This is a genomic window from Methanobrevibacter sp., assembly GCF_017431965.1.
Taxonomy (GTDB): Archaea; Methanobacteriota; Methanobacteria; order Methanobacteriales; family Methanobacteriaceae; genus Methanocatella.
Window position 1 is genome coordinate 16047 of sequence record NZ_JAFRKB010000068.1, and the last position, 23844, is coordinate 39890.

The window sequence follows — 23844 nt, forward strand, 5'->3', positions numbered from 1 at the left end:
TTTTAGTAATTAATAATATTTAGATATAATTCTTTTAGGATTCAACTTGCTAGTTTCATTAAATTGATCAAAACCAACATTCGCGATGATTTCAATATTTAAACCAACTAAATCCTCAAGTTTACCTTCAATATCATAAGTATCATCAATGATATTGACAACATCTTCTGTTTTCATTTCTAGGAGTTCTTCAGCTAATTGACCGAAAAATGTAGCTTGAATTTCACCTGTGTCATCTTCAATTTGAGTAGGAACCATCAATGTATACTTAGGTTCATCAAACTCAAATCCACAGAAGTCACAAATATTTTCCTCACTTGTTTGTTCAACATTCCCATCACAATTTGGACATTTAACAAGAAGGTACTTATCAGTTCTAACCTCTTTAATTTTACCAGTTATACGAACATTAGTATCATCTTCAAATAAGTTTTCTATTGTTTTAGGAACATAGATAGCTTCTTTTAATTCATCCAAAGTAGGTAACTTAGCTTCTTCACTTTCGCTAGGTTTTAAAACAGTAGTTCCCCTACTAACTGTAGCCTCAATACGATTATCCATATCTAATGATATGCGAGGATTCTGTAATTTAATTGGCTGACCAATTTCCAAATCCATTTTTGCATCATCATTCCACAATACAACTTTCATGGATCCTGTCTCATCAGCAATTTCCAAATTCCTTACAAATCCAGTATCGCCATTATCCCTGTCAAATTCACGGATTTCACTCAATTCAATTACTCGACCAATAACTATAATGTCTTGGTCATCTTCATCTACATCAGTAATATCTTTATAATCATAAATTGCTTTTTCTAATGTAGTTAATTCAGGAATAAACATGGAAGAAGCTTGTTCTTCGGATAATTTAATGAGTCTAGAACCACTACCAATGTTTAAATCAACATCATACATTCCAAGTCTAGTTCTAGCATTTTCAATTTGGTATGCGTCACCGACATTATAAGTTTCTTGAGCACGTTCATTCCATAATGACAATTGAACTTTTCCTGACTCATCAGCGAATAATATTGAACGAACGAGACCTACAGTACCATCATCTCTTTGAAATTCATTTACATCATTAACAGAAAGGATTCTTCCGACAATATCTATTTCAACACCATCATCATCCATTTCTTTAATATTTCCAATAGGAGTAGGTCTTAATTGTTCTCTAATTCTTTCAAATTCTATTAGTTCTTCTTCTGTTAAGTTTTCTGGACTAATAGTAATTTGAGTGTTAAAATTAGTGTTCATAGAGTATCCGCTTTGAGTGTATTCGTCAAATCTGACATTACCACCAATAATTTTAATAATGTTTCCTTTATTGATAGATAATCCAGTATCATCACCCCAAACAGTAACTCTAATTGTACCAGATGAATCAGCAACATCAAAATTACGTAATTTACCTTCAGTATTATCAGTTTTCCGAGTGAAAGTTTTAATATCCTGAAGTCTTACAACAACACCTTTTATTGCAACATCATTTTGTTCGCTAAGATCTCCAATAGGTGTAAATTCTTGAACAACTTCCGGAACATCATATTCTCCCTTAATAATTCTACCATCCCAGTGAGTTAAAGAAATTTCAGATATTCCATCCCTATTAGTTCTTTCACGAGCTTGAGCAGCGAGTATTTTTACTGTATCGCCATCTTCTAAATGCAAGTCTTTAATCAATTCCACATTTTTATTCCATAATGTGTAAGTTATTTTTCCTGTTCCATCCTGTAGTTCTAGAGATGCAACTTTTCCTTCTTTTCCATTTTTTTCATAGCTTCTAATAGTTGGAATTCTAACAATTCTTGCAATAATATTAACTTTAGTATCTGGTTTAATATCTTCAATATTAGTAATTGTTTCCTCATAAACTGGGAATTTAGAAGAATCTTCCTCCAATTTAGTAACAGTTGATCTTGGCCTTAAATTAGCTTCAAGTCCAGAATAGCCATCTTTAATATCAACTCCTTTAAGTTGAATAATGTCTCCTTCGCTGAATTTTTTCAAAAGAGGCATATTCTGAGTCCAGAAAACAGCCCTCATAGTTCCTGTATTATCTTGTAATTCCACATTACAGACTTCACCTTTTCCACCTTTACGAGTTTTAAATGACCTTTTATTAGATATTGAAATAACTCTTCCAGAAATAGTAGCTTCCCTAGCTCCATTTTCAAGTTTGCTTATAGGTTTAAATTCATGTTCCGGTTTTTCGGAAAGTGTTTCAACTTCCTCATCAACTAGTTCACCAACAACCATGTTAGCAAAATCCACATCAGTCATGTATGGATTGGCAGATTGCTGTTCTTTGAATTCTCCCATTCGAGCAAGAAATTCCTCTTCAGTAATCTGGTCTTTTACTTTATCATATTTCTCCAAAATATCGTCAGTCATTTCAAAAGATGGTTCGATTGATTCATCCCCATCACTTTCAAATGAAACTTCAAAAGGTACTTCTTCATTATCTCCACTAGAATCAGTTTCAGTAGAAACGGTTTCAAAATCATTTATGCCATGGTTTTTCAAAACTTCACGCGCTAAATCAATATCATCCATAAACGGAATATCATTAAAGTTATTTTTTCTGATTTGATCCATTTCCGCTAAAAACTCTTCTTGTGAAAGTTGATCTTGAATTTTTTCAAATAATTTTAAAATTTCTTCTTGCATACCAAATCCCTCATAGAAAAGTTAATTATTATTTTATAATTAGAATGTATATAAAGTATTAGAGAGAGCACTTGAAAAGTAATCTGTAAAAATAATTACTGAAAAATAAAATATAAATTTTTTTCAAATGCAGTAATATGAAAATATGAAAAAAAATCAATATGCATTAGGATTTTTCTTTAATACTGTTTTAATCATTATTCCTAAATCCAAACCCATGTGCCAGTTTTCTACATACTCAATATCATATTTTATACGCTTTTTAATTGAAGTATCTCCACGGCATCCATGAATTTGTGCCCAGCCAGTTAATCCAGGTTTTACTTGATGTTTAACCATGTATTTTGGAATAGTTTCTTTAAATTGATTAACAAAAAATGGTCTTTCAGGTCTTGGACCTACAACACTCATTTCCCCTTTCAAAACATTGAAAAATTGGGGTAACTCATCAATACTGGTTTTCCTAATAAAATCACCAACCCTAGTTTTTCTTGGGTCATCTTTTGTAGTCCATTCAGACATTTCTTCATCAGGAGCTTGAACTTTCATACTGCGGAATTTATACATCATAAATGGTTTAGAATTATAACCAATTCTTTCTTGTTTAAAAATAATAGGTCCTTTAGAAGTTAATTTAATAGCAATAGCAGTTAATATCATGATTGGAGATGTTATTATAATAGCTATAATGGCAATAACATAATCTGAAATGGCTTTTAGGAATTTATTGAAAGAATCATCCAGCGGAACATATCTGATGTTGATAATTGGAATGTCCTCTATCATGTCTACGGACGGTTGTGCTGGGAAATATCTAATATAATCCGGAATGATTTCCGCTTTAATTCCGACTTTTTCACAGCTTTCCACCAGTTCATCGATACGATAATAAAACTTTAATGGAATAGCTAAAACAACTCTATCAAATCTATGTTTCTCAAGAATCTTATCCAAATCTTCAAAAGCACCAATAACTTTTATTCCGTCAATTTTCTGACCTACATGTTCAGGCCTTCCTATAAATCCTCCAATAGAAAAACCAAGATAGGGATTCTCTTTAATCTTTTGGGCGAATGTGAAGGCCAAGTCATTATCACCGACAATGAGGATATGTTTCAGATTTTTATTATTAATCCTCATATGTATTAAAAAGCTTCTAATAACAAACCTTTCAATGATTCCCAAGAATGTAGCAATAACCGCTAACAAGATAAGCATCAATCTTGAAAAGTTTGGTTGATTAATAATGAATAAAACACCCACAAATATAAAAAAGGCCAAGATATTTACCTTAATGATTTGTGTTGCTTCCGAAAATATATTCTTATAAGTCCTCCGGGGTTTATACAACCCAAAAGCAAAATACAGAATCAAGTAGACCGGGATAATCACCACAAGCATGAATATAACATAATTTTGATAGCTAATATGCCCTCCAATTGGGCCAAATAAGGTTGTTTGAAATCTTAACCATATTGAAGTCCATAAAGAAATAATGATGACAAAAACATCAATTAAAACCAATGCAAAATTCAATAATCGTTGATTTTCCCTTATCATAATAACTACCAAAAAACTAGTTTATAATATATTTAAAATAAATATGTTATTAATCTTTCTTTTTAAATATATTTAAAAATAGCTTTAAAACGCATAAAACAAAGATTCCAAGATATACAACAATGTTTACAATAAATGAAGATTCCTTGGCATGATGTTTATTGTAATAAATATACATTGCACGATAAAATTCATATATAAGTTTAGATTTTTGTTTTTTGCTGCTTGCGCCTTTGAAATGAGTTATTTTTGATTTTCCATAATAAATAATCTTCCAGCCAGCATGTTTGATTCTAAAGCATAAATCAATGTCTTCCCCATACATGAAAAATGTTTCATCTAAAAACCCAACTTCATCAAGAGCTTTTTTACGAATGAACATGAATGCTCCGGTTAGACAATCTATCTCATAAATCTCATCATCGGGCAAGTCATCCAAATTATAGTTGTCGTCTTTACTGTTTGTTGGAATGTGAAATAATCTAAAAAATGAGTTTTTTACATTTGGAAAAGTCCTTTTACAGGCTTTGTCTAATTCTCCATTTTCTAAAAGAACCCTGCATCCAGTTGCACCAACATCCGCATGTTGCTCCATGAAATTATAAATATTTTCTAAAGTATTTTCCCAAACAATCGTATCCGAGTTTAATAAAAGAACGTATCTTCCATTTGCTATATTTAAAGCTTGGTTATTGCCTGCAGCAAATCCGTTATTTTCGGATGAAGCTATAAATTTAACTTTATATTTAAAATAATCCTTTAAATTAGATAAACTATCATCATTCGAAGCGTTATCGACTACAATTACTTCAAGACTAAACGGATATTGATAATCAAAAATAGAATTTATCGTATCCCTAGTTAATTCATATGTTTGATAGTTTACAATTAAAATCGAAAGATCCATAAAACTCACGAATTACCTTTTTAAAAATTTTATAGTATTAATTATTAATCTGTATTCAATTTTAAAATAATTTTTTGTATTTTTCCAATTGAATTTGACTTTATCAATTTGATTTCTTGTTGATAATCCTTCTTTAAGTCCAGATAAATAAATAGGGCCAAATCCTTTTTTTACAAAGAAAATGTATTTTATCAAAAAGCCAAGAAACAGGAAAATAAAATTCAAAACTTTTAATGGAATTGGAAGATTTTTATAAACAACCCATACGTTATTGCGAGCCGCAAGCCTAACTTTAAACTCGTTATACCTGCTTCCGCTTGTTGCACTTCCAATATGGTACACAATAGCTTGAGGACATGCCAAATTTCTATAGCCATTAATTCTTGACCTTAAAGCCAAATCAACATCTTCCATATATGCAAAGAAATTATCATCAAACATGCCAATTTCTTCTAAAAGTGATTTTTTATACATTGCTGCGCCAGCACAAGATGAAAATATCTCAAACACATCGTTATACTCATTTGAATTATGGTTTTCGCCAATCTTTTTAGTCCACGCAAGCAAATTATATTCATCTCCCACATCATCGATCAGCTCCTTATTGTTGTACTGAAGCATCTTTGCTTGAACTGAAAAGATATCACCTGAAGATGAAATTAACTCACATAAAGCTTTAATAGAGCCTTTTTTTACCTCAGTATCGTTATTTAGAGAAAAAATATATTCATATTTTGCTGCCCTAATGCCCTGATTAACAGCTGGAGAAAACCCCCTATTCTGATTATTTTCAATTAAATTAACAGGAAAATTAAAAGAGTTATTTTTAATAAATTCCCTGCTTTTATCAGTTGAGCCATTATCTATAATAATTACTTCCCCAATGCAATCGCAATCCTGATTGAGAGAGCTAAAAAATGCTTTTAAGAATTTTTCACCATTATAATTAGGAGTAACAACAGAAACTTTCATATTAATCAATTGAATTTTTTAATCTTTTCCACACATTATAATATATTTTAGGATTTAATAAAAATAATCTAATTTTAAGTTTGAATTTTTTATCGCCTTCAAATTTAGACAATTTTGAAAACAAATTCAACTCTTTCATTTTGTTGATTACATCATCAAAATCATATCCGTTATAAAAGAAGTAATTCATATTTCCGAAAATGGCTTTAGGAATTCTAGATGTAATAATTAAGTTAGATAAATCGTTGAATCCTTGTTTTTGGTAAAACTCAGCCAACTGCTCAAAAATTTCCACAATATCGAAGCGTCTGAACTCGGATGTTCTAATTGCAGATGATGAGTGCTGAATATAATTATACGTTACTTCATTGGAAATAGCTATCATGTCGCCATAGCTTAATGCAATAAGAGCAAAATAAGTGTCTTCCCCATAAATATAATCGGTGGAAAACTTAATAAAATTATTTTTGATAATATCTGATTTATACATTAATTGGACAAAATTGAATGGAATTTGCATTTTAAGTTCCATTTCTATGAATTCTTTAGCTGAAATAATTTCCTGTGAATAAACATGAGGTTTAGAGATATTATTGCCCTCTTTTTTAACAATTTGAATTAAACTAAAATCTGTTTTTCCATTATATAACTCTTTAAGGTGGTTTTGTTCAATGTAATCATCAGCATCTACAAAAACTAAATAATCACCATTTGAAAGCTCAATGCCCTTATTTCTTGCAGCACTTACGCCTTGATTTTCCTGATGGAAAACAGTGTTTGGAATATCAATGTCAATTAATTTGTTGTTTATTATCTCAAGGCTATTGTCGCTGGATCCGTCATCAATGACAATTATCTCAAAACTGTCAAAATCCTGATTAATTATTGAATCCAGTGCTGCACCTATATATTCCGAACAATTAAAAACCGGCACAATTACACTAACGTTAATATTATCCATATTACCTACCTTAATCTAAAAGGAAATCAACGACGCGCTTGGATGATTTGCCATCAATTGCATCAAATTGGGTTTTAATGAAACCTGGTATTTTATCTTTATCAAAGTCATTGTTTTTAATTGCATTGATTAATTCATCTGAGTCGTATACTAATTTTCCTGGAACGGTTTTTTTAAAATCGTAATAAAATCCTCTTTCTGTTTGTAAATAATTATCTAAATCATATACAAAAAATATTATCGGTTTATCTAAAATTCCAAATTCTATCATAATGGAAGAATAATCCGTGATTAAAATATCACTTAACATCATCAGCTCCTGTTCTGAAGGATAATCACTACAGTCAATATATTCTTCACGGGATTCTATAGTCTCTTTGTAGAAATCTTTAATTTTAGGGTGAAGCCTTAAAGCCAGAACATAATCACTGCCCAAAACTTCATTAAATTTTTTTAAATCCAAAAAATTGAATACATCATTATATTGTTTTTCCTCCCTAAAAGTTGGAGCATAAAGAATTATTTTCTTTTGGGGATTTATACCATATTTTTTAGAAAAATCCTCTTTTAACTTTTTTAAATTATGATTTTCGAAATAATAATCAATTCTTGGAAGACCTAAAGGCTTTATTTTTGACTTATCAATTTGAAATGCCTCCGCATAATAATTTTCAATTTTTTTAGAGGATGAAATCAGATAATCTGTATTTTTACTAATTTTTGAAAGCATTAAAATATCATCACCACTCACAACAGATCCACCAAATTTTTTAGAAGCTCCTGGTGCATGCCAAAGCTGAACTACCTTCGTTTGATTTTTAAAATTCATGAAAGCAATTGGAAAAAAGTTGTCATTTAAAAACACGTATTTTGATGTTGCCAAATTTTTAAAAGCATTGAAAGATATCTTATCCTTGTAAAAAAAGTTAAATTCAAAATTTCCTCTTTTTTCAAATTCTTTTTTAATGTAATCCAAATTGCCCTTAAAAGACTCTCCCGAATCTATTATGAACGTGATTTTATTTTCATTGATGGGGAAAACTTTGAATAAATTAAATAAACTCCCGTAAAGTTTATGTTTAATATATTTCATAAAAATCAAAATCAATTAGTGAAAGAATGCCAAAATCCCAGGTATGGACTCCAACATTGCCTGAACACCTAAAATAAATATTGCAAGACCGCCTATGAAATTAATATATCTAGCATATTTCATAGCCATTTTTGTACCAAATGTCCCCACCGATAACCATAGAATAACTGCAAGTAAACTTAACATAGAAAGTCCTACCGGATTAACAGAAGCAGCAACGCCCTGTGCCGCTAGGATTAAGTTTTCAATGTTACCAAAAACCAACAATATTAAAAACGGTTTTAATTCCCCCATCATATAATCACCTAATTATGAAATACTGATTCATACATTGCTTGGAGACCTAAAACAAATATTGCAAATCCACCAATAAAATTGATAAAATCAACATAGTTAATTAATAGCTGAGTTCCAAAAGTTCCAATTATCAACCAACAACTAACACAAATTATACTAGCAATGCCTAATTTTACCGGGTTTACACCAGCAACAACACCTTGAGAAGATAGAACTAAATTCTCAATATTCCCAAATATGATTAGTCCTACAAAAGGCAAATATTGTTCTAACATCCAATCACCATTTCCCTAAATAAACCAAATTGCTTGATTTATTGTACAATTAAAATTAAACAATAATAATATATAAAACTATCCTAACAATGAAAAAACTTAAAATATTCAACTTTACAAAAAAAATAAAAAAAATTTATATAGATTATTAAAAAAAGTATAAAAAAATATGGAGAAGGAATAAATTTCCAGTGTAACTATCTATTAGAATACATTTTTTTATAGTATTCCTGATATTCTCCACTTTTAACCTGGTCAATCCAATCCAAATTATTTAGATACCAATTGATTGTCTCTTTTATCCCTGTTTCAAAAGTATATTTAGGTTTCCAGCCCAAATCCCTTTGGATTTTTGTTGAATCGATAGCATAACGCCTATCATGCCCTAACCTATCAGATACGAATTCAATTAAGGATTCATCCTTACCCAATTCATTTAATATTAGTTTAACAATCTCAATATTTTGTTTTTCATTGTTTCCACCAATATTATAAACTTCACCAAGTTTTCCTTCATGCAATACTAAATCAATAGCTGTGCAGTGGTCATAAACATGCAACCAATCCCTAATGTTTTTGCCATCGCCATAAATAGGCAATTTTTTATCTTCCAATGCATTGGAAATCATTAAGGGAATTAATTTTTCAGGAAATTGATAAGGACCATAATTATTTGAACAACGGGTAATATTTAAAGGTAAATCGAATGTTTCATAGTATGCCCGTGTAATCAAATCTCCACCGGCTTTAGAAGCTGAATAAGGACTGTTAGGCTGAATAGGGGAATTTTCTGTAAAATAACCGCTTTCACCTAATGTTCCATAAACCTCATCTGTTGAAATCTGAATATATTTTTCAACACCAAACTCCTTTGCAGCATTTAAAAGAACTTGTGTTCCCAAAACATTTGATTTGATAAATATTTCCGGATCTGAAATGCTTCTGTCAACATGACTTTCAGCAGCAAAATTAATAACATAATTGCATTTTCTTACTAAATCATCGACAATTGACTTATCTCTAATATCCCCTTTAACAAAGGAATAATTCTCTTTATTTTCTATATCTTTTAAATTTTCAAGATTGCCGCAATAAGTTAAAGCATCCAAATTAATAATGTTGTAATCAGGATATTTATCTACCATATACTTTACAAAATTGCTTCCAATAAATCCCGCTCCACCAGTAACTAAAACATTTGTCATAATATCACTAATATTTTATTTGAGATTCTTTTAAGGTAAGCCATTCCTTATCCTTATCAGACAATATTACTTCATCAATGTCATCTAAAGGCCAGTCAATACCAATATCTTCATCATTCCACATAATTCCACTTTCATCTTCGCCATGATAAAATTCTGTGCATTTATATACAAATTCAGCCTCATCTGACAATACTAGAAAGCCATGAGCGAATTTAGGGGGAATAAATAACTGTTTTTTATTTTCATCAGACAAAATAGCTCCAAACCATTTTCCATAAGTTTCAGAATCGGCTCTTAAGTCTACACCAACATCAAAAACTTTACCTTTTATGACGCGAACTAATTTACCCTGAGGGTATTTGACTTGCAAATGAAGGCCTCTCAATACACCTTTTGATGATTTTGATTGATTATCCTGTACAAATGTTAAATCATAACCTGCATCCTTAAAATCATTCTCATTGTAAGTTTCCATGAAATACCCACGATTATCTTCAAATACTGTGGGTTCAACTATAAACATCCCCTCTATACCTGTATCAGTAAATTTAAATTTACCCACTTTATCACCTTATTTAGCTAAATTAAATAAATATTGACCATAAGCAGTTTTTTTAAGCTCTTCAGCTGTTTTTAATAATTGCTCTTTTGAAATATATCCCTTCATATAAGCAATCTCTTCAAGACAAGCTATATATAAACCCTGCCTTTTTTGAATAGTCTCAATAAAGTTTGAAGCCTCTAAAAGACCAGCATGGGTTCCTGTATCAAGCCAAGCCATACCTCTTCCTAGAAGCTCAACTTTAAGTTTTCCACGTTTAAGATAAACCTCATTAACAGAAGTAATTTCGATTTCACCCCTATCAGATGGCTTTACATTTTTTGCAATTTCAATTACATCATTGTCATAAAAATAAAGTCCGGGAACTACATAATTAGATTTAGGATTATCCGGTTTTTCTTCAATGGATAAAACATTCCATTCACTGTCAAATTCAACAACTCCAAAAGCTTCGGGATTATTGGTATAATATCCAAATATTACTGCACCTTCTTTTAATTCCATGGCTCTTTTTAATATTTCTGTAAATCTGTGGCCATGAAATATATTGTCTCCTAAAATCAATGCAACATTGTCATCACCAATGAAATCTTCACCCACAATAAATGCTTCAGCAAGCCCGTTTGGATTTTCCTGAACTTCATATGAAAATTTTATTCCAAAATTGCTGCCATCCCCTAACAACTCTTTATAGGCAGGTAAATCTCTAGGAGTAGAAATAATAAGTATTTCCTTAATTCCTGCAAGCATCAATACAGAAATTGGATAATAAATCATTGGCTTATCATATAAAGGCAGTAACTGTTTAGAAACTGCTTTTGTAATAGGATAAAGACGTGTTCCTGAACCACCTGCAAGCACTATACCTTTCATAATATCACTTATATTTTTCATTTAATTTAAAAATATCATGATTCACATCTAAATTTCAAAAAGTCATTTTCACTAGCCGCATCAATAAAAGTATCGATTAAATCCGAAGAAACTTCACTACCGTTAATCAAAACAATTTCTGTTTCTACCCCAATTTCACATAAGCAATCATACAACGCATCTAAATTTTTTCCATAATAATCCGGGAAATTTAATGCATCTTTTAAATAGTCATGACCCATTTCTTTAATTAAATTTCCGTCTAGCTTCATTTTAAACCTCTCTGAATGTCTTATAATGATCATCAGTATAATATACTTTAAAGTCTCCCGTATTATAAACTATCCTTTCAGCCCCACGACTGGTTCCATTAGCATTAATATCACATTCTATGTATTTATAATCACTATCCGGGAGGATATGCTGTCTATTGGTAAATATATCCCCACCAATGCTTTTTCCAGGAGCATATTTTTTAAGTGGTCCTCCCTGCCAGCCCAATGCCTGTGCCTCCTTTTTTGTAATATAATTACTTGGAAGCTTATGATACTCTTTAATATAAGCAGCCACTTCATCAACAGTACAATATTGGCCATCTTCTGTAACATTTACATCAATTGAAGAATCCGAATCATCCCCAAAATTTAAAAAATCAAAAAATCCCGCACTAACAGAACCCATTAAAAATAAAGCAATAATTAATGCAAGGATAAATGCTATTTTTTTGTTCATTTTATCAACTCAATATACTCTTTAACGGCTTCTTTATAATTTCTAAGGGGTTTAAATCCATTATCAACCCATTTTTTATTTTCCAATACTGAATAATGTGGTCTTGGAGCAGGTCTTGCAAATTCTGAAGCTGTAACTGGTATAACTTTTACATTCTTTTCAGCCACATTGAATATGTATTTTGCAAATTCGCACCAAGAGCAACTTCCTGAATTAGTTATATGATAAATCCCATAATAATCCGTTTCAATAAGTTGTGAAATAGCTTCAGCCAAATCTAAAGTATAGGTAGGTGTTCCAACCTCATCATACACAACAGTGATTTCTGAATGGTTTTTTGCTAATTCCAACATGGTTTTTGGGAAATTGCCACCATTAAGTCCATATAACCAGGCGGTCCTAATAATGAAAAACTTATCAAGAATTTCCAATATTGCCTCTTCGCCTTTCAATTTGCTTTTTCCGTAAACGCTAATAGGACCAGTTTCATCATCTTCAACCCAAGGGACCGTATTTTCACCATTGAAAACATAATCCGTACTTATATGAACCAATGGACAATTGATTTTGCTGCATCCCAAAGCCAAGTTTTTAACACCCTCTCCATTGATCATAAATGCAGTTTCCTGGTTTTCTTCACATCCGTCAACATTAGTATATGCGGCCGAATTAATAACAATGTCAGGTTTGTTTTCACAAATAAAATCTACAACATGAGTTTTATCAGTAATATCCAATGATTTAGACGTTGTAAGAATCAATTCATGATTGTCCTTTAAAACTTCAATTAAATCATTGCCTAACATTCCATTTGAACCCGTGATTAGAATTTTCATAATATCACTTAAAACATTAATATATGTTAAAGTATATATTATACTTCATATTTAAAAGAAAGGAGTTAGAACCATGAAAGTATGTATTATTGGTCAAGGATATATTGGTCTTCCAACAGCTGCCCTTTTCACTAGAAATCATTGCGAAGTTGTTGGTGTAGATGTTAATGAAGAAATTGTCAATAAATTAAACCAGGGCATAATTCACATCGAAGAACCAGGAATCGCTGAAATAATCAAAAATGCCGTTGAAAATAATGTATATAGTGCTTCCCTAACTCCTCAAAAAGCTGATGCATTCATTATTACAGTCCCAACACCCTATATAATTGAAAATTATAGCTGTGATTTAAGTTATGTTATTACAGCATGTGAATCCATTCTCCCCTATTTAGAGAAAGGAAACACTGTTATTATTGAATCAACAATAGCTCCAATGTCAACCGATGAGACTATAAAACCTATATTTGAAAAAGCAGGTTTTACAATTGGTAAGGATTTATATCTCGCGCATTGCCCTGAAAGGGTTCTTCCAGGGAAAATACTTGAAGAATTAGTTCATAATGATAGAATTATTGGTGGAGTCACTCCTGAATGCTCAAAAAAAGCCTGTGAAGTTTATGGGCAATTTGTTGAAGGAGACTTAATGTTGACTGAAGCAAAAACTGCAGAACTGTCAAAATGTATGGAAAATACATTTAGAGATGTTAATATTGCTCTTGCTAATGAGCTTGCAAAAATTTGCGCTAAAATTGGTGTTAATGCCCTAGACGTTATAAAAATGGCAAATAAACATCCAAGAGTAAACTTGCACTCCCCTGGGCCAGGTGTAGGAGGGCATTGCCTTGCAATTGATCCTTACTTCATTTATGCAAAAGCCCCAGAAACTGCAAAAATTATCAAGTTAGCTCGTGACACAAATAATTCAATGCCTGATTTTGTTTGTGAAAATGTGAAAAAAATTGTTTCAAAGGGTAAAATTGCAATACTTGGAGTATCCTATAAAGGAAATACAGGAGATGACAGGGAAAGCCCTGCTTATGAAATTATAACTAAATTGAAACAGGACGGATTCGATATAGCAATACACGACCCTCACATTAAAAATGATGATTTTGTAAGTCTTGATGATGCTTCAAAAGATGCCGATTTAATTTTAATTTTATGTGACCATAATGAATTTAAAACCATCGATTTTGATTTAATCTCAAAAAATATGAAAAATCCAGTTGTATTCGATACAAAAAATATAATAAATGAAGTTCCAAGTGGAATTACATTATATAATTACGGGAACTTGTATAAGCTAAATTAAAAATCTATTGGTTGGTCCGGTTGTACTTTTTTGCCATTCCATGCTTTTAAACTAGTCCATTCAGCAGATGGTGAACTCCAGAAACTATGTTCTGAATCCAATCCCAAACATAAAAATATTAAACAGCATAAATAAAGGCTACCAGTATTAATATTTTTTTCTGCTATATCAAATTGAGAACCGTTTAATCCAATAATTAACCATCCTTCAGAGTTAAAATTATGATTACTTTGGAATTGCTTTACTAAAACTTTAGTAAGCGCAGCCCTAACTTGAGCAGGGTTAATATTTCTAGGTAAAATATTTAGAAGTGAAGCTTGAGATAATAAGTGGAAAACGCCGCAACGGTATGATAATGATTTCCCAACAACAGGATATGTACCTTCAGGTGAAATTAGCCTTTCAAGTTGAGCGGATAATCTAGATGACCTCATTAACTGAACATCTAAAAATTCACCATCGGAAATACCGTATTTTCTCATTACGGCTAAAATATCATTTAGCATCGGATGAATGAATAGGCTATTATAATAATTCAATTCAAAGGATTCTCCATCGGAATAAATTGCGTCCCCCATATATAATTCATCCCTAAATTTATGAACTCCATAAGTTAAACGCTCCTTATCGCATTCACCAGTGAATTCTAAAAGTGTAGCTTCAATCATTGCAGTATACAGCAACCAACGATTTTCATATGGTGCTACAACCCTTGTTTCTTTAAGATATTCAATAATTTTAGCTTGTACTTCAATCGGTAAATTAAGCCAAATCTGATTTTTAGCACGAAGTAACCCTTGAGCAAATAAAGCAACATTAAATAAAGATTGTTTAGATTCAATAACAAAAATAAAATCACTGCTATTCGGATTGATGGCATTTATAATGGACCTTAAGGTTAAACGTATATATTTTTCCCTTAATTGACCTTCATCAGAGCTATCCGGTCCCAATTCTAGCCAAGGAGAAACACCATTAAAAACACTAGCAAAAGCTTCAAGATATGCAAATTTCTGACCTTCTGCACTTATTGACTCATAAGGCATTTTTTTCTTAAAAGACTTGCTAGATAATGAATCCAAAACAGGGAAAGCTATTCTTTGTAATATTGAAACCCATACCATTCTATCTTCTAAAATAGGAGTTTTCTCTTCAATAACGGGTTCTTCTTTTTTTCTAAATCTACCAAAAATTGATTTGCTCATGAAATATAATTTATTAAACATTATATATAAATCTTAAAAAAACTTAATTTTTAAAATTAATAAGAGTTTATATATTTTATTAAACAAAAATATTTATCATTATTAAGAGGTTGAAAATATGCCGACAATGTCTGAAAAAATATTAGCTAAAGCATCTGGAAAAGATGAAGTAGAAGCTGGAGATATCATTATTGCAAATATTGATGTTGCAATGACTCATGATTTAACCGGACCTCTTTCTGTAGAATCCTTTAAAAAGATTGGAGCTGAAAAGGTTTGGGATCCATCAAAAATTGTCATTCCATTTGACCATCAGGTTCCAGCCGATTCAATTGACTCAGCTAATAATCATATTATTATGAGAAACTTCGTGAAAGAGCAAGGAATAGAAAATTTTTATGATGTTAATGCTGGTGTATGTCATCAAATTCTTCCGGAATTAGGTCATGTCGTGCCTGGAGAAGTTATTGTAGGTGCAGATTCACATACTTGTACTCATGGAGCTTTAGGAGCTTTTTCAACTGGTATTGGTTCTACTGATATGGCTATGGTATTTGCAGAAGGCAACTTATGGTTTAAAGTGCCTGAAACAAACAGATTCAATATTACTGGTAATTTAAAAGAAAATGTATATGCTAAAGATGTTATTTTGAATATCATAGGTCAAGTAGGTGCCGACGGATCAACATACAAAGCTTGTGAATTTGCTGGTGAAACAGTTTCAAATATGAGCATTTCAGATAGAATGGTATTAACAAATATGGCTATTGAAATGGGTGGTAAAACTGGTTTGGTCGAACCTGATGAAAAAACAATTAGTTATGTAGAAAGTCGTTCACAAAAGCCATATGAAGTATTTAAAACTGACTTGGATTCATCATCTCTTAATATAATTGACATTGATGTAAGCGATTTGGAGCCGCAGGTTGCCTGTCCTCATCATGTGGATAACGTGAAACCTGTAAGTGAAGTCGACCAAGAACTTGACCAAGTATTTTTAGGTTCTTGCACTAATGGAAGACTCAGTGATTTGAGGGATGCGGCAAAAATATTGAAAGGAAAAAAAATCGCTAATAAAACTAGAATGTTAGTAATTCCAGCATCGAAAGAAGTATATACAAAAGCACTTGATGAAGGATTAATTAAAATATTTGTTGAAGCGGGAGCACTTGTTTCGGCCCCTTGTTGTGGACCATGCCTTGGAGGACATACTGGAATTATTGGACCGGGGGAAGTAAGTCTTTCTACCTCAAATAGGAACTTTAAAGGTAGGCAAGGTTCTCCTGATGGAAAAGTTTATCTGTCTTCTGCCGCTGTTGCTGCAGCTTCAGCCATCGAAGGAAAAATTGTAGCGCCGGAGTGAAATTATGAAAGGAACTGCATGGAAATTTGGAAATGACATTGATACTGACATTATCATTCCTGGAAGATATTTAATTTATACCGATGAAGAAAGATTATCAGCTCATTGTATGGAAGGTTTGGATGCTGAATTTAGTAAAAAATGCAAAAAAGGAGATTTTCTTGTGGCTGGAACAAACTTCGGTTGCGGATCTTCTAGAGAACATGCCCCAATAGCTCTCAAAGGTGTTGGAGTATCCGCAGTGATTGCTGAATCATTTGCAAGAATTTTTTATAGAAATGCGACAAATGTAGGTGTACCTCTCTTAGAAGCTCCAGGCATCACAAAACTTGTAGAGGATGGAGATGAAATTGAAGTGGATATGGAAAAAGGAACCATAACCTCAGCAAATGGAGAATCTATCACATTTAAAAAATTACCTCCGTTTATGTTAGAAATTTTAGAACAAGGTGGATTAATTGAATACCTCAAAAACAAAAGATAAATATCAGATTGCAATTATTCCCGGAGATGGAATAGGAAAAGAAGTAATGGATGCAACTATATTAGTTCTTGATGAATTAAATATCGATTTTCATTATGTTTACGGTGAAGCTGGTGATGAATGTAGTGAAAAAACAGGCACCCCTCTACCTAAAGAAACATTAGATATCATTAGAAATGCGGATGCATGTTTATTTGGTGCTGCAGGAGAAACCGCTGCAGATGTTATTGTAAAAATACGCCAAGAAATGAAAATGTTTGCAAATCTAAGACCTGTTAAATCTTATCCTAATACTAATGCATTATTTGATGATGTTGATTTCATGATTGTTCGTGAAAATACCGAAGGGTTATATATTGCGAATAAAGAAGAATTAACTGAAGATGGTGCAATTGCCAAACGTATTATTACAAAAAAAGCTGAAGAACGTATTATCGACTATGCTTTTAATTATGCAAAAGAAAATAATAAAAGCAAAGTCACAGCAGTTCATAAGGCTAATGTATTAAAGAAAAGTGATGGATTATTTAAACAAATTTTCTACGATGTGGCTGAAAAATACCCTGATATTGAAGCCGAAGATTTTTATGTGGATGCAACAGCAATGTATTTAATTACTCAACCACAAAACTTTGAAGTAATAGTAACTACTAATTTATTCGGTGATATATTATCTGATGAAGGTGCAGGACTCGTTGGAGGACTTGGTTTAATACCATCAGCAAATATTGGAGAAAATGGAGCTTTATTTGAACCAGTTCACGGTTCAGCACCGGATATTGCTGGTGAAGGCAAAGCTAATCCAATAGCAATGATGCTCTCATCAATTATGATGTTAAGGTACCTCGGTGAAAACGAAGCGGCAGACAAATTTGAAGCTGCAATTTTGAAAGTGTTAAACGATGGTGAAACCTTAACTAGTGATTTAGGAGGCTCATCAAGTACAATTGAAGTAGCTGAAGCTATTAAAAATAATTTATAAAATGGAGATAAAAAAATGAATTTCAAAAAATTAACAAAAATGCAATTAGCAGCCCTTTTTATCATATTCATTATGGTAATAAGTGGTGTTGCAGGATTTTTACTTTTGTTATTCCAAAGTGGTGCTTAAATAGGAGATGAAAAAATGGTAAAATATGAAATAGCAGCAGTTGTTGCTGAATTTAATTATGATATAACACAAATGATGTTAGAGTTAGCTAAAGCAGAAGCTAAAAATAGAGATTGTGAAATTACTAAAGTAGTAGCTGTTCCTGGCGTATTTGATATGCCACTTGTAATTAAAAAATTATTACAAAAAGGAGAATACGATGCAATAATTACTTTAGGTGCTGTAATAGAAGGTGCAACCGACCATGACCAAATTGTAGCACAACATGCATCTCGTAAAATCGCTGATTTAGCTCTTGAATATGACACACCAGTTGCTCTAGGAATTACTGGTCCTGGAATGACAAGAATGGATGCACATAGACGTGTTAAAAATGCAAAAAGTGCAGTTGAAGCAGCAATTAAAATGTGTGATAGATTAAAAGAAATTTAGTGATTGGATGGAAATTCTTAAACCTAACGAATTAAAAGAAAAATTTAACGATCCGTGGATTGCACCATACAAAAAAGTTTTGACTATGGTAGATGGTGATAAAGTCGAAATTGTCGAATATCATCCCTGCATCTCTGGGTCTCATTGGTTATTGAATCAATATCGAAACAATTCTGAATTAATCGATTCAGCTTATCGTGACGGAAATAAGCATGTTTACTCCTGTCATGTTGGTTCTAGCCCACTTGACTTAAAAGCCAGTTTTAATGCTGCGGGAATAGATGAGATTGTAATTGATGGTGATGAAGTCAAAGTAACTCATGCTGGACTTGCGGGAGCAGGTGTAGGCGCTGGAATGTGTAGAGGAATGGGTGAAGGTGTTAAATATATTGAACTTATTGAAACTGGAGGAGGTTCAAAAGTTGGAAAAGCCACCGTTGTAACTCCAAAACTTCAAAAAGTGGTAATCGGTGTTGATGATACTGATACTAAAGATGCTGGAGCTACTTGGACAATGGCGCACAACTTAGGCGTTGAACTTGCAGACGAAGGTTTTGAATATTTAGACCATATTATCGTCCAATTATACCCACATAATCCTCATAAAACCCAAAATTGCGTGTCAATTGCCCTTACATTTGCTGTTGAGGAATCTAAAAAAGAAGATTTAATTAATAGAGTTATTGAAATTCTTAAAAGAGACACCTTATCCGATAAAACAGCTATTGCTATTTTAGAGGGTCTGGATATTCCTGAAAAATTAAGAGATTATTCAATAGCAACAAAATCTGGAATGATGGATGTTGAAACTGCAGAAGCCACTGCAAAAGAATTGAACATTCCTTTGATTGCAGTAACTGGGGAGCAAGGCAAAGTTGGTGCTTTGGCAGCACTCGGACTTTATAATGATGTGGAAGAAGCTGTTAAAGCCTATGATAAAAAGTAATCTAAGAATTATTTCTTAGATTTTTACTATTTTTTTTAAATATAGAAATTCAAGAAATTATCCTGATTTGAATTTACAAATTGTTTAATTGAAGTGGTATTTGTATCTTTAATAATTATTCTAAATTCATTACCGTCGTCGTTAATGAAACTAATGTTTTCCAGATTACTCATTGTATAAACGGTTTCACCATTTATAGCGATATTATATGATGAATCATTGTTAAAAATTCCTGTTGAATCAGCAATAGAAACATTATTTATTAATACTTCAAAAGTTGTTGCATTTCTGCTTCTAGATGAAACAATGAACTTTTCTGTGAATGTTGAATTGTCTTTTTCGTGACTATGAGTAATAATAGATCCTTCAAATATTTCTTTCAAACGGCTATCTTGAATAATATCCCCATCTTCAACCTTTAATGATTTCTTTACTTCAATAGGTAACCTAAGTGTATCCGGTTCACCATCTCTTGTTTCATTAACAGTATAAAATTCGTTATTTATTTCTATTGTGTCGTTTACTTTAGCACTTAATGTCAACATCGCAGACGAAGGCATGCGAATTTGATATGATTCATTTTCAATAGCCGCGTCAATAGTATATGGGCCTCTGACAGAAATTGCGCTGTCTGTTGACGTATCGGCATAAATGATTAGGTTTCTTGAGTTTGGTTCTATGGATAAAACACCATTTTCAAAATGCGCCGCACCAATAAATGTAGAAATCATCAATAACAATATAATGACTGAAATAATCATTGGAAAATGAATTTTAATGAAAGACTTTATTAAATTTCCTTTAGGTGTCTTTCTAAACATGTCAATAGATTTTAAAATAACTTTGATAATATAATAAATTGATAAAATAATGCCTATGACGGAAATTAGGACACCTACTAATAATGGAACTATCTTTACAAAAAATATTGTAAATAAACCTAAAATCACCAAAGATAATCCAACTATAGACATGCGAATATAATAACCAATGTTATCAATCATTGTAACGCGACCGTACTTGTTAGCACGGCCTATAATTGTTCTTACAACTTCATTAGCCATCAAATTTAAATCTTCAAGAGGGGACATGTCATGTTGAATAGCACCGATGTCAACTTCCATGATAGAAATTCCAAGCACATCAGCGTCAATGACAATACCAACGTCAACACCATAATCCTTTTCAAAATTAATCTTTTTTAATACTTCTTTACGTGCAGCAAACTGACCGCTTAATGGCTGTTCAAAAGAAATTTCGGGGAAAAAGAAATTTAAAAGTGGTTTAGCAGTAAGTTCAGTTACACGTCCACTTTCACGAGCGAATTTAGTTTTAGTAATATCAGTTTTTCCAAGTAAAATTGGTTTAATGATTGCTTCAACCTTTTTTGAAGTTAAATTGAAAATATCCGCATCAATGAATGCTATTATATCACATTCGGCTTGTTGATAGCCAGTATATAAAGCTTGACCTTTACCTTTATTTGTTTCGTGATTAATAACGATGGCTCCTGCCTTTAAGGCTTCGGCTTCTGTATTATCAGAAGATCCGTCATTAACTACTATGATTTCATCTACAAACGAAACTTTTTTGACAACTTCAACTACTTGAGCTACAGTATCTTCCTCATTGTAGGCGGGAATAATTACTGAAACCTTTTGATATTTCTTAGGCTTTTCAGTTTTAATACCAGCAAGCAAAAATGCAATTAGTACAAAAAACCAATACACTAAAATTCACCATTAAAAGTTTAATTATTAATATTATGTTATTTAAGTACTATAAATATTATTAGTTTGAAAGTACAATTTTATAATGATATATGAAACCCATTTAATTTCAAAGGTAGTAATTTAATGATAATTCAAACACTCAAAAACGAATTGAACCTAGCTGATTGGCAGGTTAAAAAAGTAATCAAATTGATTGATGAAGGTAACACAATACCATTCATTGCAAGATATAGGAAAGACGTTACAGGTTCTTTAAATGACGAAACATTAAGAAAATTTGATGAAAGATTAAAATATTTAAGAAATCTTGAAGAAAAAAAAGGAAATGCAATTAAAAGAATTGAAGAAATTGGAAAACTTACAGATGACTTAAAAAACAAGATTTTAAACGCCAAAATACAAGTCGAACTTGAAGACTTATACCGGCCTTACAAAAGCAAAAAAAGAACTAAAGCAACAGTTGCCCGTGAAAAGGGCCTTGAACCATTGGCACAAATAATTCTAAAGCAAGAAATTAAAGAAGACATTAAAAAAATAGCTAATAATTATATTAACGATGAAGTAAAAAGACCTGAAGAGGCAATTGAAGGTGCAAAAGACATTATTGCTGAAGGAATTTCAGATAACTCTGATTTTAGAAAAAAAATAAGGAAAAACACTTTTTTTACAGGTAAAATCCAAACAAAAGCAAAAGACAAAGAGTTTTCATCAGAGTATGAAACTTATTATTCTTACACAGAAGACATTAAAATAATCCCTCCACATAGGATTCTAGCAATTAATCGGGCGGAAAAAGAAGGTGTCATCAAATCGAAAATTGAATGTGATGAAGAGGAAATTATCAAATACCTCAACAGACATATGCTAAAAAACATTTCAAAAATACCTGAAAAAATTGAATATAACAAATTTACAACCCCTATCATAAAAGAATCAGTGAAAGATTCATATAAACGATTGATTTCACCTGCTATTGAGCGGGAGATTAGAAATTACCTAACCCAAAAGGCTGAGGAAAAGTCTATTGAAGTATTTGCAAAAAATTTAAACCAGCTTTTAATGGAAAGTCCATTGGTTGGAAAAACAATTCTTGGCTGGGATCCTGCTTTTAGAACTGGCTGTAAACTGGCTATAATCGATGATACTGGAAAAGTATTAGACACTTCATTAATCTATCCAACAGAACCACAGAATAAGGTTGCTGAATCCATAAATACTGTTAGAAAATTAATCGACGAATACGGCATTAATGTAATAGCCATAGGTAATGGAACAGCATCTAGAGAATCGGAAGAAATAGTTGCTGAAATTATTAAAGGAACTGATGTTGAATACATTATTGTTAATGAAGCAGGAGCATCGGTTTATTCAGCCTCAAAGTTAGCAAGTGAAGAATTTCCGGAATTCAGCGAAGGTGAGAGAAGTGCCGTTTCGATTGCAAGAAGATTGCAGGATCCATTGGCCGAACTTGTTAAGATTGACCCAAAATCTATTGGGGTTGGACAATACCAGCATGATATGAACCAAAAACGATTGTCTGAATCCTTAACAGGAGTTGTTGAAAAAGTAGTAAATGAAGTTGGCGTAGACTTAAACACCGCATCCTACAGTCTCTTAAATTACATTTCAGGAATTGGAAATACAACTGCAAAAAATATTGTTGCCTACAGAGAAGAAAACGGAAGCTTTTCATCTAGAGATGAACTTTTAAACGTTAAAAAATTAGGTAAAAAAACATTTGAACAATGTGCTGGATTTGTAAAAATCGATAATCCTGACAATCCTTTGGACAATACTACAATACACCCCGAGTCATATGGTGCAACATTGAAGTTACTTAAAAAATTAAATTACAATACATCAGATATTGGCTCCAAATCTTTAAAATTGGATAATGTTGACTTGGATGAACTCTCACAGGAACTGGATATTGGTTTGGAGACTCTAAAAGACATTATTAAAGAACTTAAAAAACCGGGGCGTGACCCTCGTGAAGATATGCCAAAACCGATTTTGAGAAAAAACGTATTATCCATTGAAGATTTGGAAGATGGAATGATAATGCAGGGAACTGTGAGAAATATTGTTGATTTTGGTGCGTTTGTAGATATTGGAGTTCATCAGGATGGATTGGTTCATATTTCACAATTAGTAGCTGACAGATATGTAAAACATCCGCTTGACATTGTAAGTGTTGGTGATATTGTTGATGTTAAAGTTATTGATATTAATTTAAAAAGAAATCGAATCCAACTAAGTATGATAATTTAATATATTTAAAAGTCAAAATTATATTGTAAATA

At 31.8% G+C, this 23844-nt stretch carries 23 protein-coding genes; 7 read left to right on the top strand and 16 right to left on the bottom strand.

What is annotated here, in order from left to right; all coding sequences use genetic code 11:
• Positions 1 to 9 precede the first annotated feature (9 nt).
• The 14 genes from IJI93_RS09740 to rfbD all read right to left on the bottom strand — a co-directional run bounded on the left by IJI93_RS09740 (position 10) and on the right by rfbD (position 12952).
• Positions 10 to 2676 (bottom strand): OB-fold nucleic acid binding domain-containing protein, encoded by a 2667-nt coding sequence (locus IJI93_RS09740; protein WP_292822552.1) that lies wholly within the window; start codon positions 2674 to 2676, stop codon positions 10 to 12.
• A gap of 156 nt (positions 2677 to 2832) precedes the next feature.
• A complete protein-coding gene (locus tag IJI93_RS09745) occupies positions 2833 to 4236 on the bottom strand; it encodes an undecaprenyl-phosphate glucose phosphotransferase (RefSeq protein ID WP_292822554.1) in 1404 nt (467 codons plus the stop codon).
• A 49-nt stretch (positions 4237 to 4285) separates the two neighbouring features.
• The gene (locus IJI93_RS09750; RefSeq protein ID WP_292822556.1) at positions 4286 to 5143 is read right to left on the bottom strand and encodes a glycosyltransferase family 2 protein; all 858 of its coding nucleotides are present in this window, start codon (positions 5141 to 5143) and stop codon (positions 4286 to 4288) included.
• Positions 5144 to 5155: 12 nt separating this feature from the next.
• Complete coding sequence (locus IJI93_RS09755; RefSeq protein WP_292822558.1) at positions 5156 to 6115, bottom strand: glycosyltransferase family 2 protein; 960 nt, start codon at positions 6113 to 6115, stop codon at positions 5156 to 5158.
• A 1-nt stretch (position 6116) separates the two neighbouring features.
• A complete protein-coding gene (locus IJI93_RS09760) occupies positions 6117 to 7076 on the bottom strand; it encodes a glycosyltransferase family 2 protein (protein WP_292822560.1) in 960 nt (319 codons plus the stop codon).
• Positions 7077 to 7086: 10 nt separating this feature from the next.
• Positions 7087 to 8169 (bottom strand): CDP-glycerol glycerophosphotransferase family protein, encoded by a 1083-nt coding sequence (locus IJI93_RS09765; RefSeq protein ID WP_292822562.1) that lies wholly within the window; start codon positions 8167 to 8169, stop codon positions 7087 to 7089.
• A gap of 15 nt (positions 8170 to 8184) precedes the next feature.
• The gene (locus tag IJI93_RS09770) at positions 8185 to 8466 is read right to left on the bottom strand and encodes a hypothetical protein (RefSeq protein WP_292822564.1); all 282 of its coding nucleotides are present in this window, start codon (positions 8464 to 8466) and stop codon (positions 8185 to 8187) included.
• Between the two features lie 8 nt (positions 8467 to 8474).
• On the bottom strand, positions 8475 to 8741 hold the full coding sequence (locus IJI93_RS09775; RefSeq protein WP_292822566.1) for a hypothetical protein: 267 nt from the start codon (positions 8739 to 8741) through the stop codon (positions 8475 to 8477).
• 197 nt (positions 8742 to 8938) lie between these two features.
• Complete coding sequence (rfbB, locus tag IJI93_RS09780) at positions 8939 to 9946, bottom strand: dTDP-glucose 4,6-dehydratase (RefSeq protein ID WP_292822568.1); 1008 nt, start codon at positions 9944 to 9946, stop codon at positions 8939 to 8941.
• A 7-nt stretch (positions 9947 to 9953) separates the two neighbouring features.
• Positions 9954 to 10511 (bottom strand): dTDP-4-dehydrorhamnose 3,5-epimerase, encoded by a 558-nt coding sequence (gene rfbC, locus IJI93_RS09785; protein ID WP_292822570.1) that lies wholly within the window; start codon positions 10509 to 10511, stop codon positions 9954 to 9956.
• Between the two features lie 9 nt (positions 10512 to 10520).
• On the bottom strand, positions 10521 to 11384 hold the full coding sequence (gene rfbA / locus IJI93_RS09790; RefSeq protein WP_292822572.1) for a glucose-1-phosphate thymidylyltransferase RfbA: 864 nt from the start codon (positions 11382 to 11384) through the stop codon (positions 10521 to 10523).
• Between the two features lie 35 nt (positions 11385 to 11419).
• Complete coding sequence (locus tag IJI93_RS09795; RefSeq protein WP_292822574.1) at positions 11420 to 11656, bottom strand: barstar family protein; 237 nt, start codon at positions 11654 to 11656, stop codon at positions 11420 to 11422.
• A gap of 1 nt (position 11657) precedes the next feature.
• A complete protein-coding gene (locus tag IJI93_RS09800) occupies positions 11658 to 12116 on the bottom strand; it encodes a ribonuclease domain-containing protein (protein ID WP_292822576.1) in 459 nt (152 codons plus the stop codon).
• Positions 12113 to 12952 (bottom strand): dTDP-4-dehydrorhamnose reductase, encoded by an 840-nt coding sequence (rfbD, locus tag IJI93_RS09805; RefSeq protein WP_292822578.1) that lies wholly within the window; start codon positions 12950 to 12952, stop codon positions 12113 to 12115. Before rfbD ends, IJI93_RS09800 begins: the two co-directional genes overlap by 4 nt.
• A 73-nt stretch (positions 12953 to 13025) precedes the next feature.
• Between rfbD and IJI93_RS09810 the strand changes: the two genes are divergently transcribed.
• Positions 13026 to 14267 (top strand): nucleotide sugar dehydrogenase, encoded by a 1242-nt coding sequence (locus tag IJI93_RS09810; RefSeq protein WP_292822580.1) that lies wholly within the window; start codon positions 13026 to 13028, stop codon positions 14265 to 14267.
• Here the strand turns inward: IJI93_RS09810 and IJI93_RS09815 are convergent.
• Entirely contained in the window at positions 14264 to 15493 is a 1230-nt protein-coding gene (locus tag IJI93_RS09815; protein WP_394355680.1) for a DUF2264 domain-containing protein, read from the bottom strand. The two genes, IJI93_RS09810 and IJI93_RS09815, sit on opposite strands and share 4 nt — an antisense overlap.
• 97 nt (positions 15494 to 15590) lie before the next feature.
• Here IJI93_RS09815 and hacA point away from each other — a divergent pair, with 97 nt between their 5' ends.
• The 5 genes from hacA (at position 15591) to mmp11 (ending at position 19808) form a co-directional block, all read left to right on the top strand.
• Positions 15591 to 16835 carry a homoaconitase large subunit gene (gene hacA, locus IJI93_RS09820; protein ID WP_292822583.1) on the top strand — a complete coding sequence of 415 codons (1245 nt, stop codon included), beginning with the start codon at positions 15591 to 15593 and terminating at the stop codon, positions 16833 to 16835.
• Between the two features lie 4 nt (positions 16836 to 16839).
• Positions 16840 to 17319 (top strand): 3-isopropylmalate dehydratase small subunit, encoded by a 480-nt coding sequence (locus IJI93_RS09825; RefSeq protein ID WP_292822585.1) that lies wholly within the window; start codon positions 16840 to 16842, stop codon positions 17317 to 17319.
• Complete coding sequence (locus IJI93_RS09830; RefSeq protein ID WP_292822587.1) at positions 17294 to 18301, top strand: isocitrate/isopropylmalate family dehydrogenase; 1008 nt, start codon at positions 17294 to 17296, stop codon at positions 18299 to 18301. Before IJI93_RS09825 ends, IJI93_RS09830 begins: the two co-directional genes overlap by 26 nt.
• 144 nt (positions 18302 to 18445) lie before the next feature.
• On the top strand, positions 18446 to 18862 hold the full coding sequence (gene ribH, locus IJI93_RS09835) for a 6,7-dimethyl-8-ribityllumazine synthase (RefSeq protein WP_292822589.1): 417 nt from the start codon (positions 18446 to 18448) through the stop codon (positions 18860 to 18862).
• A 7-nt stretch (positions 18863 to 18869) separates the two neighbouring features.
• Positions 18870 to 19808, top strand: a complete 939-nt coding sequence (mmp11, locus tag IJI93_RS09840) for a methanogenesis marker protein 11 (protein WP_292822591.1) — start codon at positions 18870 to 18872, stop codon at positions 19806 to 19808.
• A gap of 35 nt (positions 19809 to 19843) precedes the next feature.
• Here mmp11 and IJI93_RS09845 read toward each other — a convergent pair whose 3' ends face one another.
• Positions 19844 to 21538 carry a glycosyltransferase gene (locus IJI93_RS09845; RefSeq protein ID WP_292822592.1) on the bottom strand — a complete coding sequence of 565 codons (1695 nt, stop codon included), beginning with the start codon at positions 21536 to 21538 and terminating at the stop codon, positions 19844 to 19846.
• A 126-nt stretch (positions 21539 to 21664) separates the two neighbouring features.
• Between IJI93_RS09845 and IJI93_RS09850 the strand changes: the two genes are divergently transcribed.
• A complete protein-coding gene (locus IJI93_RS09850) occupies positions 21665 to 23812 on the top strand; it encodes a Tex family protein (protein WP_292822594.1) in 2148 nt (715 codons plus the stop codon).
• The last annotated feature ends 32 nt before the right edge of the window (positions 23813 to 23844 follow it).

Excerpts from the sequence above, each read along its gene's own strand:
- IJI93_RS09740 (WP_292822552.1), bottom strand. The coding sequence starts at position 2,676 with ATGCAAGAAGAAATTTTAAAATTATTTGAAAAAATTCAAGATCAACTT.
- IJI93_RS09745 (WP_292822554.1), bottom strand. The coding sequence starts at position 4,236 with ATGATAAGGGAAAATCAACGATTATTGAATTTTGCATTGGTTTTAATT.
- IJI93_RS09750 (WP_292822556.1), bottom strand. The coding sequence starts at position 5,143 with ATGGATCTTTCGATTTTAATTGTAAACTATCAAACATATGAATTAACT.
- IJI93_RS09755 (WP_292822558.1), bottom strand. The coding sequence starts at position 6,115 with ATGAAAGTTTCTGTTGTTACTCCTAATTATAATGGTGAAAAATTCTTA.
- IJI93_RS09760 (WP_292822560.1), bottom strand. The coding sequence starts at position 7,076 with ATGGATAATATTAACGTTAGTGTAATTGTGCCGGTTTTTAATTGTTCG.
- IJI93_RS09765 (WP_292822562.1), bottom strand. The coding sequence starts at position 8,169 with ATGAAATATATTAAACATAAACTTTACGGGAGTTTATTTAATTTATTC.
- IJI93_RS09770 (WP_292822564.1), bottom strand. The coding sequence starts at position 8,466 with ATGATGGGGGAATTAAAACCGTTTTTAATATTGTTGGTTTTTGGTAAC.
- IJI93_RS09775 (WP_292822566.1), bottom strand. The coding sequence starts at position 8,741 with ATGTTAGAACAATATTTGCCTTTTGTAGGACTAATCATATTTGGGAAT.
- rfbB (WP_292822568.1), bottom strand. The coding sequence starts at position 9,946 with ATGACAAATGTTTTAGTTACTGGTGGAGCGGGATTTATTGGAAGCAAT.
- rfbA (WP_292822572.1), bottom strand. The coding sequence starts at position 11,384 with ATGAAAGGTATAGTGCTTGCAGGTGGTTCAGGAACACGTCTTTATCCT.
- IJI93_RS09795 (WP_292822574.1), bottom strand. The coding sequence starts at position 11,656 with ATGAAGCTAGACGGAAATTTAATTAAAGAAATGGGTCATGACTATTTA.
- IJI93_RS09800 (WP_292822576.1), bottom strand. The coding sequence starts at position 12,116 with ATGAACAAAAAAATAGCATTTATCCTTGCATTAATTATTGCTTTATTT.
- rfbD (WP_292822578.1), bottom strand. The coding sequence starts at position 12,952 with ATGAAAATTCTAATCACGGGTTCAAATGGAATGTTAGGCAATGATTTA.
- IJI93_RS09810 (WP_292822580.1), top strand. The coding sequence starts at position 13,026 with ATGAAAGTATGTATTATTGGTCAAGGATATATTGGTCTTCCAACAGCT.
- IJI93_RS09815 (WP_394355680.1), bottom strand. The coding sequence starts at position 15,493 with ATGTTTAATAAATTATATTTCATGAGCAAATCAATTTTTGGTAGATTT.
- hacA (WP_292822583.1), top strand. The coding sequence starts at position 15,591 with ATGCCGACAATGTCTGAAAAAATATTAGCTAAAGCATCTGGAAAAGAT.
- IJI93_RS09825 (WP_292822585.1), top strand. The coding sequence starts at position 16,840 with ATGAAAGGAACTGCATGGAAATTTGGAAATGACATTGATACTGACATT.
- ribH (WP_292822589.1), top strand. The coding sequence starts at position 18,446 with ATGGTAAAATATGAAATAGCAGCAGTTGTTGCTGAATTTAATTATGAT.
- mmp11 (WP_292822591.1), top strand. The coding sequence starts at position 18,870 with ATGGAAATTCTTAAACCTAACGAATTAAAAGAAAAATTTAACGATCCG.
- IJI93_RS09850 (WP_292822594.1), top strand. The coding sequence starts at position 21,665 with ATGATAATTCAAACACTCAAAAACGAATTGAACCTAGCTGATTGGCAG.